The 17,778-nt window shown below is 66.0% G+C and carries 16 protein-coding genes; 7 read left to right on the top strand and 9 right to left on the bottom strand.

Features of this window, described 5'->3' with window-relative positions; translation table 11 throughout:
• The first annotated feature begins 687 nt into the window (after positions 1-687).
• Positions 688-2,385, top strand: a complete 1,698-nt coding sequence (locus QX108_RS16610; RefSeq protein ID WP_315780673.1) for a methyl-accepting chemotaxis protein — start codon at positions 688-690, stop codon at positions 2,383-2,385.
• Positions 2,386-2,409: 24 nt separating this feature from the next.
• Here QX108_RS16610 and QX108_RS16605 read toward each other — a convergent pair whose 3' ends face one another.
• The 5 genes from QX108_RS16605 to QX108_RS16585 form a co-directional block, all read right to left on the bottom strand.
• Positions 2,410-2,871 carry an NUDIX domain-containing protein gene (locus QX108_RS16605; RefSeq protein ID WP_315780671.1) on the bottom strand — a complete coding sequence of 154 codons (462 nt, stop codon included), beginning with the start codon at positions 2,869-2,871 and terminating at the stop codon, positions 2,410-2,412.
• A gap of 4 nt (positions 2,872-2,875) precedes the next feature.
• Entirely contained in the window at positions 2,876-4,117 is a 1,242-nt protein-coding gene (locus tag QX108_RS16600) for a DUF763 domain-containing protein (protein ID WP_315780669.1), read from the bottom strand.
• Positions 4,118-4,206: 89 nt separating this feature from the next.
• Positions 4,207-5,187, bottom strand: coding sequence for a homoserine O-succinyltransferase (locus tag QX108_RS16595; RefSeq protein WP_315780667.1), 981 nt, complete (start codon positions 5,185-5,187; stop codon positions 4,207-4,209).
• A gap of 12 nt (positions 5,188-5,199) precedes the next feature.
• Positions 5,200-6,504, bottom strand: a complete 1,305-nt coding sequence (locus tag QX108_RS16590) for an O-acetylhomoserine aminocarboxypropyltransferase/cysteine synthase family protein (protein ID WP_315780665.1) — start codon at positions 6,502-6,504, stop codon at positions 5,200-5,202.
• A 150-nt stretch (positions 6,505-6,654) separates the two neighbouring features.
• Positions 6,655-7,611 carry an alpha/beta hydrolase gene (locus QX108_RS16585; RefSeq protein ID WP_315780663.1) on the bottom strand — a complete coding sequence of 319 codons (957 nt, stop codon included), beginning with the start codon at positions 7,609-7,611 and terminating at the stop codon, positions 6,655-6,657.
• A 141-nt stretch (positions 7,612-7,752) separates the two neighbouring features.
• Here QX108_RS16585 and QX108_RS16580 point away from each other — a divergent pair, with 141 nt between their 5' ends.
• Positions 7,753-8,640 carry a branched-chain amino acid aminotransferase gene (locus tag QX108_RS16580; RefSeq protein ID WP_315780661.1) on the top strand — a complete coding sequence of 296 codons (888 nt, stop codon included), beginning with the start codon at positions 7,753-7,755 and terminating at the stop codon, positions 8,638-8,640.
• A 1-nt stretch (position 8,641) separates the two neighbouring features.
• Here the strand turns inward: QX108_RS16580 and QX108_RS16575 are convergent, their stop codons facing one another.
• Genes QX108_RS16575 through QX108_RS16565 form a run of 3 tightly spaced genes read right to left on the bottom strand, consistent with a single transcriptional unit; the run spans position 8,642 to position 11,791 of the window.
• A complete protein-coding gene (locus tag QX108_RS16575) occupies positions 8,642-9,523 on the bottom strand; it encodes an acyl-CoA acyltransferase (protein WP_315780659.1) in 882 nt (293 codons plus the stop codon).
• Positions 9,524-9,562: 39 nt separating this feature from the next.
• Positions 9,563-10,525: an amino acid--[acyl-carrier-protein] ligase gene (locus tag QX108_RS16570; protein ID WP_315780657.1), complete on the bottom strand. Its 963-nt coding sequence runs from the start codon at positions 10,523-10,525 to the stop codon at positions 9,563-9,565.
• Positions 10,526-10,564: 39 nt separating this feature from the next.
• Positions 10,565-11,791, bottom strand: a complete 1,227-nt coding sequence (locus QX108_RS16565; RefSeq protein ID WP_315780656.1) for an acyl-CoA dehydrogenase family protein — start codon at positions 11,789-11,791, stop codon at positions 10,565-10,567.
• Between the two features lie 345 nt (positions 11,792-12,136).
• Here QX108_RS16565 and QX108_RS16560 point away from each other — a divergent pair, with 345 nt between their 5' ends.
• The 3 genes from QX108_RS16560 (at position 12,137) to mtnA (ending at position 14,492) form a co-directional block, all read left to right on the top strand.
• Complete coding sequence (locus tag QX108_RS16560) at positions 12,137-12,409, top strand: phosphopantetheine-binding protein (RefSeq protein ID WP_172110394.1); 273 nt, start codon at positions 12,137-12,139, stop codon at positions 12,407-12,409.
• Positions 12,410-12,499: 90 nt separating this feature from the next.
• Positions 12,500-13,375, top strand: a complete 876-nt coding sequence (locus tag QX108_RS16555) for an S-methyl-5'-thioadenosine phosphorylase (RefSeq protein WP_315780654.1) — start codon at positions 12,500-12,502, stop codon at positions 13,373-13,375.
• A gap of 13 nt (positions 13,376-13,388) precedes the next feature.
• Positions 13,389-14,492: an S-methyl-5-thioribose-1-phosphate isomerase gene (gene mtnA, locus QX108_RS16550; RefSeq protein ID WP_315780652.1), complete on the top strand. Its 1,104-nt coding sequence runs from the start codon at positions 13,389-13,391 to the stop codon at positions 14,490-14,492.
• Positions 14,493-14,524: 32 nt separating this feature from the next.
• Here mtnA and QX108_RS16545 read toward each other — a convergent pair whose 3' ends face one another.
• Complete coding sequence (locus QX108_RS16545) at positions 14,525-15,160, bottom strand: HAD-IA family hydrolase (RefSeq protein ID WP_315780651.1); 636 nt, start codon at positions 15,158-15,160, stop codon at positions 14,525-14,527.
• Positions 15,161-15,252: 92 nt separating this feature from the next.
• On the opposite strand from QX108_RS16545, the gene QX108_RS16540 reads away from it, so the two are divergent.
• The gene (locus tag QX108_RS16540) at positions 15,253-16,029 is read left to right on the top strand and encodes a S1 family peptidase (protein WP_315780650.1); all 777 of its coding nucleotides are present in this window, start codon (positions 15,253-15,255) and stop codon (positions 16,027-16,029) included.
• Positions 16,030-16,136: 107 nt separating this feature from the next.
• Positions 16,137-17,639 (top strand): NAD(P)/FAD-dependent oxidoreductase, encoded by a 1,503-nt coding sequence (locus tag QX108_RS16535; RefSeq protein ID WP_315780649.1) that lies wholly within the window; start codon positions 16,137-16,139, stop codon positions 17,637-17,639.
• Positions 17,640-17,778 lie beyond the last annotated feature (139 nt).

Genomic DNA, 17,778 nt, shown 5'->3' with positions numbered 1-17,778 from the left:
TTTTGGGCTTTCGTTTTATCGGAAGTCATGGTTCTCTCTCGCTGTCCCGTCTCATCGACGAGGGGCGCTGCGCATCGTCAGGAGCGTTGTGGCGGGATGCGATGGACGTGCTGATGCCGACTGACGAGTGGCACCGGCATGGACGGCGAAGTCGCGTGGTCCTGATACCCCGACGCTGGTATCGAGCGCGATGGGCGCAAGCGCATTGTCGCGACACGGTGGCCAACAAGCCCGGTGCACCGAGGAGAGCGCGTATAAGCCGTAACACCGTTGCGCAGGGAAGGCCGGGTCATCTCGGCTGAACCTGTGGTTCCTGCCCCGTGCATTTCTTTCGCACGGGGGCCGCAGGAATCAGCCGATGCCTGGTCTTCCCTGCGCCCTCGATCCGATGAGGGACATTGCTGCACAAAGCTCGGGCGCTGGCGCGTCGCGATGACGTGGAGGCGCGGCCGCCGTGCTGATCCCAACCTGCGGATCGCCGGGATCCGACCGTCGCGGAAATGTCACATGTTAATTTGCAGGACCGTCGAGGAGTCGCGCTGGTTGTTGTCTGGCCAAAGCTCGCGCAAAAGGCCCGGTGCTCATTCCAAAGACTAATTAGTTCGCGGCGCGGCTGCGAGCAGGGATAGCAAACAATTAATGTGCGCTTGGTATCGTGCATACAGTCCATGCAAGAGAATCCAGAAAATGCGACACCTGACTGTCTATCAGCGTCTGGCGGCGATCATCGCCGTGATGTCGATCGCACTGTTCGCCGTCTCCGCCATGCAGATCCTGATGCTGCGTGGAACCGTCATCGAGGAGCGGCAGACCATGGTCCGCAACCTCGTGGAAGCAGCCGTCAAGGTGCTCAGCTCCTATGACGCCGCCGCGGCCGCTGGAAAGCTCCCGGCGGATCAGGCGCGTCAGCAGGCCTTCGCCGCGATCGGCGCAATGCGCTGGGGGCCCTACAACGACTATCTCGGCGTGTACGGAACCGGATCCTCGGATGCAGGCGTCACCTATGTCCACGCCAACCCGAAATACATCAACGTCAACCGCTGGGACTTCAAGGATTCCAGCGGCAAGCTGCTGATCCAGGATATCGTCCGTGCCGCGCGCGCCGGCGGCGGCTTCGTCGAATATAAGGTGCCGCGGGCCGGCGGAAGCACCGAGCTGCCGAAGATGTCCTATGTCGGCGCCTATGGCAGCGGCGACAAGATGCTGGCGATCCAGGCTGGCGCCTATGTCGACGACATCGATGCAGTCGTCTATCAGCGCGCGCTGTGGGCCGGCGTCGGCGCCCTCGCAGGGCTGCTCGTGGCCGCGATCGCCGCCTTCTTGCTCGGACGCAGCGTCGTGGTTCCGCTGGACCAGACCTGTGCAGTGATGGACGAGCTGACCAAGGGCAATCTGGACTTCGAGGTGCCGTTCACCGACCGCCGCAACGAGATCGGCCGCATGGCGCGCAGCCTGCAGATCTTCAAGGACCATCTCGCGGAGAGCGAGCGCATCAGAGCCGAGCAGGAGGACTCCAAGCAGCAGGCGGCCGACGAGCGGCGCACGGTGCTGGCGCGGATCGCCGATGAGTTCGAGCGCTCGATCGGCGGCGTCATCCAGACCACTGCGAGCGCGGCCGGCGAGTTGCAGACCTCGGCGCAGTCGATGTCGAGCATCGTCTCCGGCACCAGCGACCAGAGCGCGAAGGTGGCCGCGGCCGCGGAGCAGACCGCCAAGAACGTGCAGACGGTGTCGGCCTCGGCCGAGCAGCTGTCGTCGTCGATCCAGGAGATCGCCAAGCAGGTGACGCAGTCGTCCTCGATCGCGCAGAACGCGGTCGGGCAGGCGACGCGGACGGAGGCGATGGTCGACAGGCTGGTCCACGCGTCGCAGAAGATCGGCGAGGTCATGGCGCTGATCCAGACCATCGCGGGCCAGACCAATCTGCTGGCGTTGAACGCCACGATCGAGTCGGCGCGAGCCGGCGAGGCCGGCAAGGGCTTTGCGGTCGTCGCCAACGAGGTCAAGGCGCTGTCAGCCCAGACCGCCAAGGCGACCGAGGAGATCACCAGCCAGATCGAAGCCATCCGCGACGCCACCGGCTCGACGGTCAATGCGATCCGCGAGATCGGGGCGACCATCGGCCAGATGAACGAGATCACCGATGCGATCGCAGCCGCGGTCGAGGAGCAGGGCGCCGCGACCAAGGAAATCGCGCGCAGCGTCCAGCAGGCGGCGCAGGGCACCCAGGGCGTCATGCAGCACATCGTCGGCGTCCGCGAAGCCTCGGGGCAGGTCGGGGCCGCGGCGGCGCAGGTGCTGAGCGCGGCGTCTCAGCTCGGCAGCCAGTCGGATCAGCTCAAGACCCAGACCGGACGCTTCCTCGGCAACGTCCGCGCGGCGTGAGGCCATCGGGCGGATGGTGGTGGCTCACCCTCCGCCGATCTCCGCGAGCCGGTCGAGCAGCGGGACCTGTGCGGAATTGATCCGCGTGCGCGCCTCGGCAAGCTCGAACCACGCGGCGCGGTCCACTTCCGGAAAGCGCTGCATGCGGCCGCTGCGCGGCGGCCATTCGAGCTCGAATTCGTTGCTGGCGATGGCATCGGCGTCGAGCTCGGTCTCGGCGGCGAAGGCTTCGACGATCTTGCCGCCGCGCTGCCTGATCTCGCCGAGTGATCGCAGCGGCACGGTCAGCGCGGTGCCGAGTTCCTCGGCGAATTCGCGCCGCGCCACCGCCTCGGCCTGCTCGCCTGGACCGAACTCGCCCTTCGGAATCGACCAGGCGCCGAGATCCCTGTTGCGCCAGAACGGCCCGCCCGGATGCACCAGGAGCACCTCGAGTCCACGCGCGGTGCGGCGAAAGGCGAGCACGCCCGCGCTGCGCGCCGGCATGCCGCTACGCCTCGCCGGTGCGCTGGATGAGATCGCGCTCCCAGCCGAACACCGACCGGCCGTCGAGCTCGGGCGAGGCGGCGCGCTCGGTGGCGATGAAGGCGTCGAGCGACGGACCGGTCGCGCTGCGCTCCAGCCGCCGCGCCTGATCGTCGAGCCGCTTCAGCGCCGACAGCGCCTCGTCACGACCGAGCTTCGCATTGCCGACGGCCGATTTGAGCACGCGGATGGTCTCGTCATAGACCTTGATCGGCACCGGATAGGGATGACGATCCTTGCCGCCATGCGCCAGCGAGAACCGCGCCGGATCCGTGAAGCGAAACGGCGCGCCGTGGACGACCTCGGCGACCATTGCCAGCGAGCGCACGGTGCGGGCGCCGACGCCCGGCGTCAGCAGCAGCTCGGGGAAGTCGACCGGGCCGCGCTCGGCCGCAGCCGCCAGGGTGCCGTGCAGCCGGCGCGCGAACACGTCCTTCGGGCGGACGTCGTGATGATCCGGCATGACCAGATGCGGCAGCAGACCCTGCGCCGGCTCCGGCGTGCTCAGCCGCTCGAACTCGGTGACGACGCGGTCGGGGCCGAGCTCGGTCAAGAGCTCGAGCTGGGCGTTGCGCGACGGCGCGGCCCGCCGGTCGGTGAGGTTGACGATCTCGCCCTGAGTCGGACCATCGATCGCGCTGTGCGGGGCGTCGACGAAGCTGGCGAGATCCCGCGAGTGCCAGTGGTAGCGCCGCGCCTGCCGCGCCTCGCCGTTCATGCCCTGCTGCACGACGGTCCATTTGCCATCGGCGGTGACGAAGAAGCCGTGCAGATAGAGGTCGAAGCCATCCTGCACGGCGGCGCTGTCGACCTTGGCCACCAGCTTGCTGGTGCGTACCAGATCCTCGCCGTCGAGACCAAGCCGGTCGCTGAGCAGGCGCAGCTCGTCGGGCGTCTTGCGCGAATGCTCGCCGCGGCCGCCGCAGACGTAGATTCCGAGCTCGCCCGACAGCGGCTTCAGCCCGCGCTTCAGCGCTCCGATCACGCTGGTGGTGATCCCCGACGAGTGCCAGTCCATCCCCATCACGGCGCCGAACGACTGGAACCAGAACGGATGCGACATGCGCGCGAGGAATTCGTCGCGGCCGTAATGATGCACGATCGCCTGGGTGATGATGGCGCCGAGCGAGGCCATGCGTATGCCGAGCCAGGCTGGGACGCGCCCGGAATGGAGCGGAAGATCGGCGCTGCCGGTGCGTCGGGCCATCGGAACCTGAAGCGAAAGATATCTCGCGCCAATCTAGCAGATGGCGGGCCGATGCGCGAACCATCCGGGGGAGAATGGCGGTCGTGATCTTATTCGGCCTGACCGAGATAGCCGATCCAGTTCCGGAACAGCGCCTGCGCTGCGCTGCCGGAGGCGAGATCGGTGCGGAGCGTCAGGCCGGGCAGCTCGGCCGCCAGCGTCGGGTCACGCCTGACTTTGGCGCGCGCCTCGAACGCGTTCAGGACCGCTTCGGTCTCGAGGCTGAAATAGGATTTCGGCAGCCGCGGATAATCGTCGCGCTGACCGGCGAGGAAGCGTGCAATGTCGCGCATGTATTCGCGTTGCAGGGACAGCGCGTCATACTCCGGATGCCCCTGGAAGAACACGAAGCGGCTCGGCATCGAGCGCGCGAAGATGTCGACGCCGATCTCGTCGGACCGGGTCAGGATGTCGTAGCCGCGCGCCGCCAGCAGCGGCTCGTTGACGGCGTTGAGCCGGGAGTGCGGCACCTTGAGCGGCGTCTCGATGCCGTCGGTGAGCCAGTCGTCCCGCACCTTGATGCACTCGTAGACGCCCGAACATTTGCCGGCGAGGCGCTGGCGCTCGATGTCGTCGAGATGCAGCACCGCGGCGTGGGCGGCGAGGCAGGACCAGATCGTGCTGCGTGTGTTCGTCCTGGCCCAGTCGACGATGGAGCTGAGATCCGACCAGTATGGCTCCTCGCGCAGTCGCGCCGCGATCGGCTCCGCGCCTGTGACGATCAGTCCATCAATGCCAAGTCCATCGATGCGGTCGATGTCGGTGTAGGCCTGGGCGAGGTGGCTCCTGGCCGCGTGGGAGCGCGGGATCGATGGCAGCGAGAAGCAGTGCAGGCGGAGGCGAACGTGCCGTGGCGCCGATTGCTGCAGCAGGCGGGCGATCTGGACATCCGTCGCCTTCAGCGCGCTGTCCGGCATGTTGTTGACGAGCCCGATCGTGAGCTCGATCGGACGCCGCGCGCGACCGTCGAAATCGGCCGGCGCCAGTGCAGGACTCGTGATCCTGCGATGTCTGTCGAACAGCAGGGTCATGGGCGGACGTCGCTACTCCGCTGCGTCCAGCCGGCGGGGCTGAGGGCAGGCCTGCGCGAGCGCCTGATCGAGATCCGCGATGATGTCGCTGATGTGCTCGATGCCGATCGACAGGCGGATCGTCTCCGGCAGCACGCCGGCCTTGCGCTGGTCGTCGGGCGGCATCTGCCGATGCGTCGTCGAGGCCGGGTGGCAGGCCAGCGACTTGGCGTCGCCGATATTGACCAGCCGCGTGACGAGCTTCAGGGCATCGTAGAACGCCTTGCCGGCCTCCATGCCGCCGTTGATGCCGAACGTGAACAGCGACGAGGCACGGCCGTCGAGATATTTCTGAACGAGCGGATAATAGGGGCTGTCGGCGAAGCCGGCGTAGTTGACCCACGCGACGCGCGGATCGTTACGGAGGAATTCGGCGACCTTGCGTGCATTCTCGACGTGACGCTCCATGCGCAGCGCCACCGTCTCGATGCCCTGCAGCAGCAGGAATGCATTGAACGGCGACAGCACGGCGCCCATCGTGCGCTGGTAGACGCTGCGGGCGCGCTGGATGTAGGCGCTGCGGCCGAAATGCTCGGTGTAGATCATCCCGTGATAGGATGCGTCGGGCTGGGTGAAGGCGGGGAAGCGGTCGGCGTGATCCTTCCAGGGGAAGTTGCCGCTGTCGACCAGCATGCCGCCGAGCGTGGTGCCGTGGCCGCCGAGGAATTTGGTCAGCGAATGGACGGCGATGTCGGCGCCGTAGTCGAACGGCCGCAACAGGATCGGCGTTGCGACGGTGTTGTCGACGATCAGCGGCACGCCGTTGCGATGCGCGACCTTTGCCAGTGCCTCGATGTCGCAGACATTGCCGGCCGGATTGCCGATGGTCTCGGCGAACACGGCCTTGGTGTTCTCGTCGATGAGACGCTCTATCGCATCGGGCCGGTCGCTCTCGGCGAAGCGGCCGGTGATGCCCTGGCGCGGCAGGATGTGGCCGAGCAGCGTGTGCGTGGTGCCGTAGAGCTGCGGCACCGAGACGATGTTGCCGCCGCCATCGGCCAGATTGACGAATGCGAAATGCAGCGCCGCCTGGCCGGTGCCGACCGCAAGTCCGCCGACCCCACCTTCGAGCTCGGCGACGCGCTTCTCGAGCACGGCCGTCGTCGGGTTCGAGATGCGGCTGTAGCGGTAGCCCTCGGCCTCGAGATTGAAGAGCGCGGCGCCGTGATCGGCGCTGTCGAATGCATAGGCGGCGGTCTGGTAGATCGGAACTGCAACGGCCTTGGTGGTCGCCTCCGGCTCGTAGCCGGCGTGGATTGCAATCGTCTCGTTGCGCATCGGCGATCTCCACGCCTGTATCGTTGGACGATGCAGGCTGCACGTATTCCGCGAGTGGTGCCTTTGTAGGAGCGCAGGCGTAAAGCGGTCCATAATTCGCGACAAGAACGACGAAATAACCCTAACGATGTATGCTGGATAAACCTCGAATTAACCTGGAGCCGCAGCCGCGAGGAGCGATCGAATTTGCTGTCCGATCATTTCGAGAGCGGACTTGGCCTGCGGCAGGAGCGCGCCGAGCGCATGGAAATTATGAACCATGCCGTCGTGACAGACATGGCTGACCGTGACGCTGGCGTCCGCGAGCCGTGCGGCATAGGCATTGCCTTCATCGCGCATCGGATCGAACTCCGCCGTGTGGATGACGGCGGGTGGCAATCCCGCGAGATCGGGGCTGCACAACGGCGAAATGAGTGGGGTCCTGACATCGATTCCTTCGGGCACGTAGTCGGCGAGATCGGCCTCCCACGTCGTCCTGTCGATCAGAAATCCGGCTCCGAATTGCTCGCGCGATGGCCACGGCCGGGAGAAATCGAGCACAGGACAGATCAGGCACTGAAGCGCGATCGCGGGAGCCGTCGTGCTCTTGGCCTGTTGGCAGACGGCGGCGGCCAGCGTCGCGCCGGCGGAATCGCCGCCGACAACGATCTGGCTCGCATCGATGCCGAGGGCCGCAGCGTGGCGGGTGATGAAATCAGTTGCCGCGATGGCGTCCTCGACCGCTGCCGGGAATTTATTCTCCGGCGCGAGGCGATAGTCGACCGAGAGCAGCCGGCATCCGCTGGCCGCAGCCAGCGCCGCGGCGACCTTGTCGTGCGTATCGATGCTGCCGGCCGCGAGGCCGCCGCCATGGAAGTAGATGAAGCCGGGGAGGCGGAGGGGCGAGGCGCTGGTGTCCGACGCGGGTGCGTACGAGCGGTAGCGCACCGGGCCCGCGGCGCCTGGAAGGTGACCGTCCTGCGTGATGACCGCCCCGAGATCGTTGCGCGAAAACTGCATCAGCTTCGCGAGCGATTGCCGGCGCTGCTCGGCACCGGGGCGTGCTCGGCTCGGCGCGACCGCGGCGACCATCGAAAGCAGACGCTGGGCGCGTGGGTCGAGCGGCATGACGGGTTCCAGTTAACCAAGCGTCCGCCATTGTGCCCGACAGGCATGAATCGATCATGAGCGGCAGGACGCCATGGGGAAATCCTTAAAATATTCACGCCAGAAGTGCAGACATCATCGATGCCGAACGGGAGTGTCGCCATGACCCACATCGTCAAGCCTGTCAGCTACTCGCAGACCTGGACCTTCTTCGAGGGTGAATGGCGGGAGGGCAATGCGCCGATCATGGGCGTGCGCACGCACGCGACGTGGCTCGCATCGACCGTGTTCGACGGTGCGCGCGCCTTCGAAGGCGTGACGCCCGATCTCGACCGTCACTGCGAGCGCGTCAACCGGTCGGCGAGCAACTTCCGGCTCAAGCCGGTGATCGACGTGGAGACCTGGTTGGGGCTGGCGCGGGAGGGTATCGCCCGGTTCGGCGCGAGGGCCGAGCTCTACATCCGCCCGATGTACTGGGCGCAGCACGGCGCCGGCGGCGGGGTCTTGTTCGATCCCGAAACCACCAATTGGTGCCTGTGCATCTACGAGGCACCGATGCCGCAGCCGACTGGCAACGCCATCACGCTGTCGCCCTTCCGCAGACCGACCGCAGAATGCGCACCGGTCGACGCCAAGGCTGCCTGTCTCTATCCGAACAATTCGCGTGCGCTGATCGAGGCGGCCTCGCGCGGCTTCAACAACTGCCTGATGCTGGATCTGCTGGGCAACGTTGCCGAGTTCGGCAATGCCAACGTGTTCATGGTCAGGGATGGCGTCGTCTTCACCCCGGTGCCGAACGGCACCTTCCTCAACGGCATCACCCGCCAGCGCGTCATCGAGCTGCTGCGGAGCGACGGCGTCAGCGTCGTCGAGACGACGCTGCGCTACGAGGACTTCCTGTCTGCCGACGAGATCTTCTCATCCGGCAATTTCGCCAAGGTCGCGCCGGTCATTCGTATCGAAGACCGGACATTGCCGATCGGCCCCGTCTTCAGCCGGGCGCGACGGTTGTACTGGGACTATGCCCATGCGGTCAGAGCGGCGGCCTAGGTCAGGCGCCAAAAATGGCAAGCTCGGTGTCGCTGAGATCACCGAGCCGCGCCGGCTGCGGTCCCTTGATATACTTGCGGCCGCGGCGTTCCGTGTAGACCCCGACCAACCCAGCGACCGGTCCATTGGCATCGATCATCACCGACACCCGCCCGCGCCGCATCAGGAAGCGGCCGATCGCTCCGGCGCAGGCAACGTAGTCGGAGATCTCGCGGCAGTATACCAGCTGCATCGCCGGCAATGCGAAACGCCCCTGTCGGGCGCGCACCTGCTGAAAGACCAGGGGAATATCGACCTGCTTCGATCTCACGACGACGCTGAGGCAGCCATAGTTCGCGTGGCGGATCAGCAGGTCCGCTTCGTCGGATGAAATGCCCTCCACGGTGTGCGCGTCCGCCGCGACCAGATCGACTCGCGTGCCTTGGCCGGCCATCGAAAGCACCGGAACCGAAAAGTACAGGCCGCGGCAATAGGAGCGGAAGCCCTGTGCCTCGATGATCGGCCAGGTCTGGCGCGCGGCGCTGATGTTGACGTAGGTGACCTCGGAGCGCCGCTGGGCGATCCTGGTCAGCATCGTCGCATAGTTGCGAAACGGCGGCTCGACATACCAGCTCGACAGGTTGCACCAGATCCGAGGCTGCGAGGCCGTGCCGCGATCGTGATAGACCAGGAGCAGCACGCCGACCGCCGCGCCGTCATGCTCGAGCAGGTAGCCGTAGCGGGGGTAACCTTCAGGGACCGTCCGCGCCGCCTGGCGCTGCAGGCCGCGCGCCCAGTAGTCGCGCGATCGCCGTGGGAAGCCGCGCGTCAACAGATCGGTGACCGCCTCGATATCGGAGTCCCCGATCTCGCGGCATCGGATCAGCGGCTTGAGCGCGGCCATGGGATTGTTTGCCGATCTCCCGTCGAGGCGGGCGCGGTGTCAGCCGACGACGTCCGGCTGACGCTCCAGCTGCAGCGCCTCGCGCACGCGCGACGGCCAGCGCCCGAGGTCGATGCCGTGGGTGTGGAACAGGGCGACGGCGAGGCGGTCCATGCCGAAGGCCACGCAACCGGTGTGGGCCGGTGCGCCGCCGGCATCGGAAATGCCCCAGGTGGTGCCGAAATGCTCGCGGTGATAGTTGAAGCTCATGCAGGCGGTCGGCTGCTCCTCCGAGCGCAGCGGCACCAGCAGCTCGAACTTCAGCGACTGCTGCTTCTGGCTGACGGCCTTGATCTGGCCGACGCGGCCAAAGAACGGATCGCTGGCGTGATCGACGCGGAATGACAGGCCGAGATCCCGCGCGATCGCCTGCGCCTTCACCATCCAGCGGTCGCGGAATTCCGAGACGTCGTCGGGCGTGCCGATGCAGACATATTCCCGCATCCGGAAGGACTGCAGCCGGTCGAGATGACGCGACGGCTCACGGCGGAAGCAGTCGGCCGCGACGTCGAAGCGCAGGCCGCCGACGGGCAGGGCGCCGCGGCTCGCCGCGATCGGATAGACCGGATAGCAGGCTGCCGGCGACAGCACGAGATCGGCGGGCGACAGCGACGTGGTCCAGTCGCCGCCTCTATCGAAGCGCGCAACAGCGTCGTGAATGTCGCGCTCGGTGCCATGCAGGCCGCAGACGCAGCCGAGCAGGTTGGGAAAGCTCTTGAGGTAGCCGGATTTCTCCAGCTGTGCACGGCTCATCACCGGCGGGAAGCGCATCACCTCGGTGCCCGGCTCGCGATGCCGGCTGATCAGCGCAGCCAGCCGATCGACCACGCCTTCATACAGCGCGGTGCGGGCATAGACGCCATCGGCGCCCATGCGATGGAACAGGGCGTCGGTGAGATGATCCAGAGCGTCGACCGCCTGCGGGGCAATTTCGGGCGACTGCGGGAGAACGGGAATCGTCATTCTGCAAAATCCTGGGTGGAGGCAATGGCTGAGATACGATCATTCGTAGAGCGAAGAGGGCACCGCGCTCATGAGGTTCGCCGTGGCGATGTTGGTGAGAATGCGATCATTGTTGATCATGATGGGCGCCGACAGCACGTCGCGGAGGTGACGGCCGATCGAGAAGTCGCCGTCATTGCGGTAGCCCGACAGGCCGCAGGCGCGCATCGCATGCATCACGGTCTCGACCGCGAGCTCGGACGCCTGCACCTTCAGCAGCGTGATCGAAGACTGGAAGTCGAGCGATGACAGCGCGCGCTCGTCGAACTCGTGGGCGGCGAAGGCGTCCATGTTCGTGACGATCATCGCGCGCAGCCGGGCCAGCGCCATCTTCGCCGCGGTGTAGTGGGCAGCAGCCGGCGGCATCTGTCCGCCGGCGCCGCGTGCCGCCTTGCGCAGGAAGCGCTGCGCCCGTTGCACCGCCGCGGCGGCGATCCCGGCCCAGGCTGACGACCAGCAGAGATGGGCGAACGGCGTCATGGTCTGGCCGTGAATGCGGTCATACGACTCGGCGAACATCCGGTCCGACGGACAAGCGACCTTGAGCTCGAAGCCCGTCGAGCAGGTGCCGCGCATGCCGAGCGTTTCCCAGCCCTGGGTGCGCTTGATCGTGTAGTCGTGCTTCGTCAGCGCCAGCAGCACTTGATCCGACGCCGCTGCGCCGTCGGCGCGCCGCGCGATCGTGACGAGACCATCGGCTTCGGCGCCGTAGGAGATCACGGTGGCGTCGCGCAGCAGCGTGATGCCGTTGCCGTCTTGGCCGACCGCCGCAGCGCTGGCGCGGATGTTGCCGCCGTTCTGGCCCTCGGTGGTGGACGAGGCCATCAGCAGCTGCTCGGACGCGATCCGGCGCATCAGGGATTCCATGTAGGGGCTTCCGCGTCCGTGGCGCACGAGGCAGGCGACCTTGGTCTGATGCATGGCAAAGATCATGGCGCTGGAAGCGCAGGCGCTGCCGAGCGCGTAGCAGACATCGGCAATGTCGTGTATCGACGCGCCGAAGCCGCCGAACTCGACCGGAATCTGCATGCCGAGCAGCTTGTGCTCGCGGGCCGCATCGATCGCCGCCTTGGGGAAGCGGCCGTCCCGGTCGACCTCCTCTGCCTCCGCGGCAGCCAGCGCGGCAACGGCGCTGGTGCGCTGGGCAAAGAGCGAGCTGCGATCGAGCAGGAGGCTATCGCTGTCGTCAGCGGTCGGGTTGCGAAGCGCGGTTCCCTGGAGAGTCATGACCGATCAATGCTCCGGATTTTGCCTTGTTGAGAGATCGGCAACGCGCATCCCGTCACGTTGCACCGATGCCCTGCGCCTTCCCTGGGCTACAACGCAGGGTATGGATTTGATTCAAATACGTCGACGAAATTCAGGGTAAACGCTGTGCAATCGACGGGTGGGGGTTAATTCCTGGTTTTTTTGAGTGCGAGAATCCTCACCACCGCGTTAGCGTTAAAGCAGATTCATTCTGGCAGCAGGGTCTGGACGTAACGCTTTCGGGGGCAGACGTGCGTTATGTCAGGCCGACGATCTGCGGCGAGGTCGCAGGTCCTCGCGCGTTGTAAAAAACAGAGAGTGAGCATGCCAAGCTTCGAAGCCGATGTGAGCAGCCGGATCGTCACGCTGGTGCGCGACATCCTCGCGCAGAATGCGATATCCGCCGACGTGGCGGCCGATGCGAAGCTGGTGGATGTCGGGTTGACCTCGATGGACATGGTCAACCTGATGCTGGGGATCGAAGCGGAGTTCGACTTCACCATTCCGCAGGAGCTGATCACGCCGGAAAATTTCCAGTCGGTCGCGACGCTGGTGCGTCTGGTGAGCGGTCATCTGGCGGCGGCCAAGGCGGCCTGATCCGAAGGCAACGCGGGGCAGTCTTTCGGCCGGCTGTTTTCAATCCGGCGCAAAGCTGGCATTCTCGACTCCCTTGGAGATGGGGACGTCATGACGAAGGCTGTGCTTGGCATTATCGGCGGTTCGGGCATCTATGATTTGCCGGGATTGGAAGATGCCCGCGAAGAGGCGATCGCGAGCCCCTGGGGTGAGCCGTCGGCGCCGCTGCGCCGCGGAACCATTGCCGGCCTGCCGATCGTGTTCCTGCCGCGCCACGACAAGGGACACCGGCTGTCGCCGTCGGACATCAACTACCGCGCCAACATCGATGTGCTGAAGCGCGCCGGGGTCACCGATCTGGTGTCGCTGTCGGCCTGCGGCTCGTTCAAGGAGGAGCTGCCGCCGGGCACGTTCGTGCTTGTGGACCAGTTCGTCGATCGCACCTACAAGCGCGAGAGCTCGTTCTTCGGCAAGGGATGCGTCGCGCATGTGTCGATGGCCCATCCGGTATCGCCGCGGCTGCGCATCCATCTGGCTGCGGCGGCCGAGGCAGAGGACATCGCGATCGCCCGCGGCGGCACCTATGTCTGCATGGAGGGACCGCAATTCTCCACCTACGCGGAGAGCATGACCTACAAGAGCGCAGGCTATTCGGTGATCGGCATGACCAACATGCCCGAGGCCAAGCTCGCCCGCGAGGCCGAGATCTGCTACGCGACCGTCGCCATGGTGACCGACTTCGATTGCTGGCATCCGGACCATGACGCGGTCACGGTGCAGGACATCATTCGCGTGCTCACCACCAATGCCGACAAGGCGAAGGCGCTGGTGGCGCGTCTCGCCCGTGAATTTCCGCGCGAGCACGAGCCGTGTCCGATCGGCTCCGACCGAGCGCTCGATACCGCCTTGATCACCACGCCGGAGGCGCGCGATCCCGAGCTCCTGAAAAAGCTCGACGCGGTCGCCGGACGCATCCTGCGCGGCTGAGGGAGGGGCGGACATGAAGGTCGACGGTAAGCACTATCGCAGCATCTGGCTCGATGCGGACGGCTGGTCGGTCTGTGCGATCGATCAGCGGCGGCTCCCGCACGAGTTCGTCCTGGCGAAGATCACCACCTGCGAGGAGGCAGCGGATGCGATCCGCAACATGCTGGTCCGCGGCGCGCCCCTCATCGGCGCCACGGCTGCGTTCGGCATGGCGCTGGCGATGCGCGACGACCGCTCCGATCCCGGCATCGACCGCGCCTACGAGATGCTGATCGCGACGCGGCCGACCGCGATCAACCTGAAATGGGCGCTCGATACGATGAGCGCGATGCTGCGTCGTCTGGCGCCGTCGGAGCGGCGCGATGCGGCCTATGCGCGCGCCGTGGACATCGCCGGCGAGGACGTCACCATCAATCAGGGCATTGCCGCGCATGGCCTCGCGTTGATCGAAGCGGCGGCGGCGCATAAGAAGCCGGGCGAGGCGGTCAACGTGCTCACGCATTGCAACGCGGGCTGGCTTGCGACCGTCGACTGGGGGACCGCGACGGCGCCGATTTATCTGGCGCATGATCGCGGCATTCCGATCCATGTCTGGGTCGACGAGACTCGGCCGCGCAACCAGGGTGCCTCGCTCACCGCCTGGGAACTCGGGCATCACGGCGTGTCGCACACCGTCATTCCGGACAACACCGGCGGTCATCTGATGCAGCACGGCATGGTCGATCTCGCCATCGTCGGCACGGATCGCGTCGCCGCCAATGGCGACGTCTGCAACAAGATCGGCACCTATCTGAAGGCGCTGGCGGCGCACGACAACGGCGTGCCGTTCTACGTCGCGCTGCCGTCGCCGACCATCGACTTCGCCGTCGCCGACGGGCGGCAGATTCCGATCGAGCAGCGCAGCGCGCAGGAGGTCACGGAGATGACGGGCCGCACCGCTGATGGCCGCATCGAGACCGTGCGCGTCGTGCCGCCGGGATCGCCCGTGGCGAACTATGGATTCGACGTCACGCCGGCGCGGCTGGTGAGCGGACTGATTACCGAACGCGGCGTGCTACAGGCCGATGGTGCGGCATTGTTGGCCGCGTTTCCCGAGCGGGCGAAACAGACCAACTAATAGCCGTTATCGCGAAGCCCGCGTCACGACAGTCAGCGCAAGGCAAGCCCGGTCGCTGCTTCCAACTCGGCAATCGCCTGCGATGCGCTGACCACCTTGATCGTGGTCATGCCCAGCCCGCGAGCGGGCTTCAGGTTGACGCCGAGATCGTCGAGATAGACGCAGTCCGCGGGGCTGACGCCGAGCGCGTCCGTCATCATCCGATAGATCCGCGGATCGGGCTTGCGCAGGCCGATCTTGGCCGATTCGATCACGTGATCGAACAGGGCCATCACCTCCGCGACGTAGAACGAGCGTCCGCCCTGGCTGCCGATCGCGTTGGCCGGCAGGTTGTTGGTAATGCAGCCGGTCTTGCACTCCGACTTGATGCGGCGGAGCGCCTCCACCATGTCGGGGCGGAGATCGCCGGCGAGCAGCGGCAGCACTTCGCGGCCGCTGACCGCGGCGCCGGCGAGCGCCAGCGACTCCTGCGCGAACAGACGGTCGAACGTATCGAGGTCGATCTCGGCGCGCTCGAACTTCGCCCAGGCGTTCTCGAGATGGTTGGCGGCATTGGTGTTGCGGATGATGTCGACGGGGTAGCCGCGCTCCCGCTCGAACCGCGCGAACGCCTCGAACGGCGAAGTGGTCATCACGCCCCCGAAGTCAAAGATCACCGCCTCGACCATCACTGCCCCGTCCTTCGTTCGATACCCTCGATGATCGCTAACACGGGACGCCGCACTTGGCGATATCGCCGGCAACCGCTATTGCTGCGGCAATGAAGCTTCCCGCGATCACCGCCGCCCTGTTGCTGCTTTCGTCGCCGGCCCTTGCGATCGTCGGCAACGCGCCCGCGCTGAATGACGGCATCGGGCGCTCGGTGGTCACCATCGTCGGCTCGCGCGGCAATTTCTGCAGCGGTGCGTTGATCGCCCCGAGGCTGGTGCTGACCGCCGGACACTGCGTGCAGCCGGGCGTCGATTACCGCATCGTGGAATACGATCGCGAACGAAAGCCCGTGCTGAAGACGGTCCGGCGCGTGGCCGTGCATCCGGGTTTCAGCGCCCAATCGATCCAGGCCCATCGCGCCACGGCCGATGTCGCGCTGTTGGAGTTGGAGGCGCCTGCGACGGAGCGCGTTCCTACTCCGCTCGGTGTGCCACAGCCGCCATTGGCGGCCGGCAACGCCTTCACCGTCGCCGGCATCGGTGTCGCGCTGCCGGGTGACGGCAAGAGCGGCGGCGTGGTGCGCGCCGCGTCGCTGGTCGCGACGGGCAAGCCAGGAACTTTGCAGATCCGGCTGGTCGATCCCATGACGCAAGGTGCCAAGCCGGGACTCGGCGGCTGCACCGGCGATTCCGGCGGGCCCGCCTTCGAGACGCAGCCGCAAGCGCAAGCCCAAGTGCAGGTGTTGATCGGTGTCATCTCATGGTCGACCGGGCCCAATCTGGCGGACGGCTGCGGCGGAATGACCGGAGTCACGCCGCTCACCCTGTACCGCGGCTGGGTCGTGCAGACCGCACGGCAATGGGGCATGCCGCTCGGCGGAAATTGAGATCGTTCAGGGCCGGGTTGTGGCCGCGCGTCGCGGGTTGACCATCCTCGTGTTCGGGTTCAGCCTGTCGGGCGAGGAAACGACAAATCAAAAGCCCAAGGACTCCCATGAACGTCATCGCGCCCATCCGGGAGGCCGCGTCCTCTCACGCGACCGAACATTTCGACGTGCTCATCGTCGGTGCCGGCATCTCCGGCATCGGCAGCGCCTATCAGTTGACGAAGCAGTTGCCGGACACGCGCTTCGTCATCCTGGAGAGCCAGGAGAGCTTCGGCGGCACATGGCGCACGCATCGCTACCCCGGCATCCGCTCGGACAGCGACCTGCATACCTTCGGCTACAGCTTCAAGCCGTGGGTCGGGCCGCCGATCGCGACCGCCGACGAGATTCTCAAATACATGGGCGACGTGATCGAGGAGAACGATCTCGGCCGTCACATCCGTTATGGCCATCGCATCCTCTCTGCGAGCTGGTCGAGCGTGACCAATCTCTGGACCGTTCATGCCGTCAAGGGCAGGGCGGAGGAGCCGGTGACGATCACGGCGAACTTTCTCTGGATGTGCCAGGGCTACTATCGCCACTCGAAAGGCTACACGCCCGAGTGGCGGGACATGGCGACCTTCAAGGGCCGTATCGTGCACCCGCAAGTGTGGCCCGAGGATCTCGATCTCACTGGCAAGCAGGTCGTCGTCATCGGCTCCGGTGCGACCGCGGCCACGATCCTGCCGTCGATCGCCGGCAAATGCGCGCATGTCACGATGCTGCAGCGCTCGCCGACCTACTTCCGGATCGGCCGCAACGCCATCGAACTCGCCGAGGAGCTGCGCCGGCTGCAGGTCAAGGAAGAATGGATTCACGAGATCGTCCGGCGCAAGATCCTGTTCGAGCAGGACTGGTTCACCAAGCGTTGCTTGACGGAGCCGGAGCAGGTCAAGAAGGAGTTGATCGGTCAGATCAGCGCCATCATCGGCCCCGAACAGGCGGCCAGGCATTTCACCCCGAGCTATCGCCCGTGGCGGCAGCGCATTGCCTTCGTGCCTGATGCCGATCTGTTCGAGGGCATCAAGAGCGGCAAGGCCTCCGTCGTCACCGACGAGATCGAGCGCTTCACGGAAGCGGGCATCAAGCTGAAGTCGGGCGATGAGCTCAAGGCCGACATCATCATCACCGCCACCGGATTCGACCTCTGCGTGCTCGGCGACATCGCATTCTCGATCGACGGCAAGCCGCTCGACTTCGCCGAGACCGTGACCTATCGGGGCATGATGTTCTCGGGCGTGCCGAATCTCGCCTGGGTGTTCGGCTATTTCCGCGCCAGCTGGACATTGCGCACGGATCTGGTCGCGGAGTTCGTCTGCCGGCTGCTCGCGCACATGAAGGCGAAGGGCGTGCAGAAGGTGATGCCGGCGCTGCGTCCGGAAGATCACAACATGCCGTTGCTGCCCTGGATCGATCCGGAGAATTTCAATCCCGGCTACATGATGCGCAACATGCATCTCCTGCCGAAGCGCGGCGACAAGCCGGAATGGCAACACAGCCAGGATTACTGGAGCGAGAAGGACGAGATTCCTGCGATCGATCTCGATGATCCGGCGTTTGTTTATGGGTGAGTGCTGACGGCGGCCGGCCGAGCCGCTGCTCCAAAGACGGTGTCATCCCCGCGAAGGCGGGGATCCATAACCACAGGCGGACGTGTTGGGCACAAGGCTCAACGTGCGGCCCGCCTCGAGAGGGATCACGCGGTATGGG

The organism is Bradyrhizobium sp. SZCCHNR1002, assembly GCF_032381435.1.
In the GTDB taxonomy this organism is placed as follows: domain Bacteria; phylum Pseudomonadota; class Alphaproteobacteria; order Rhizobiales; family Xanthobacteraceae; genus Bradyrhizobium; species Bradyrhizobium aeschynomenes.
The sequence above is the reverse complement of the archived record's forward strand: the minus strand, read 5'-3'. Positions and strand labels throughout refer to the sequence as shown.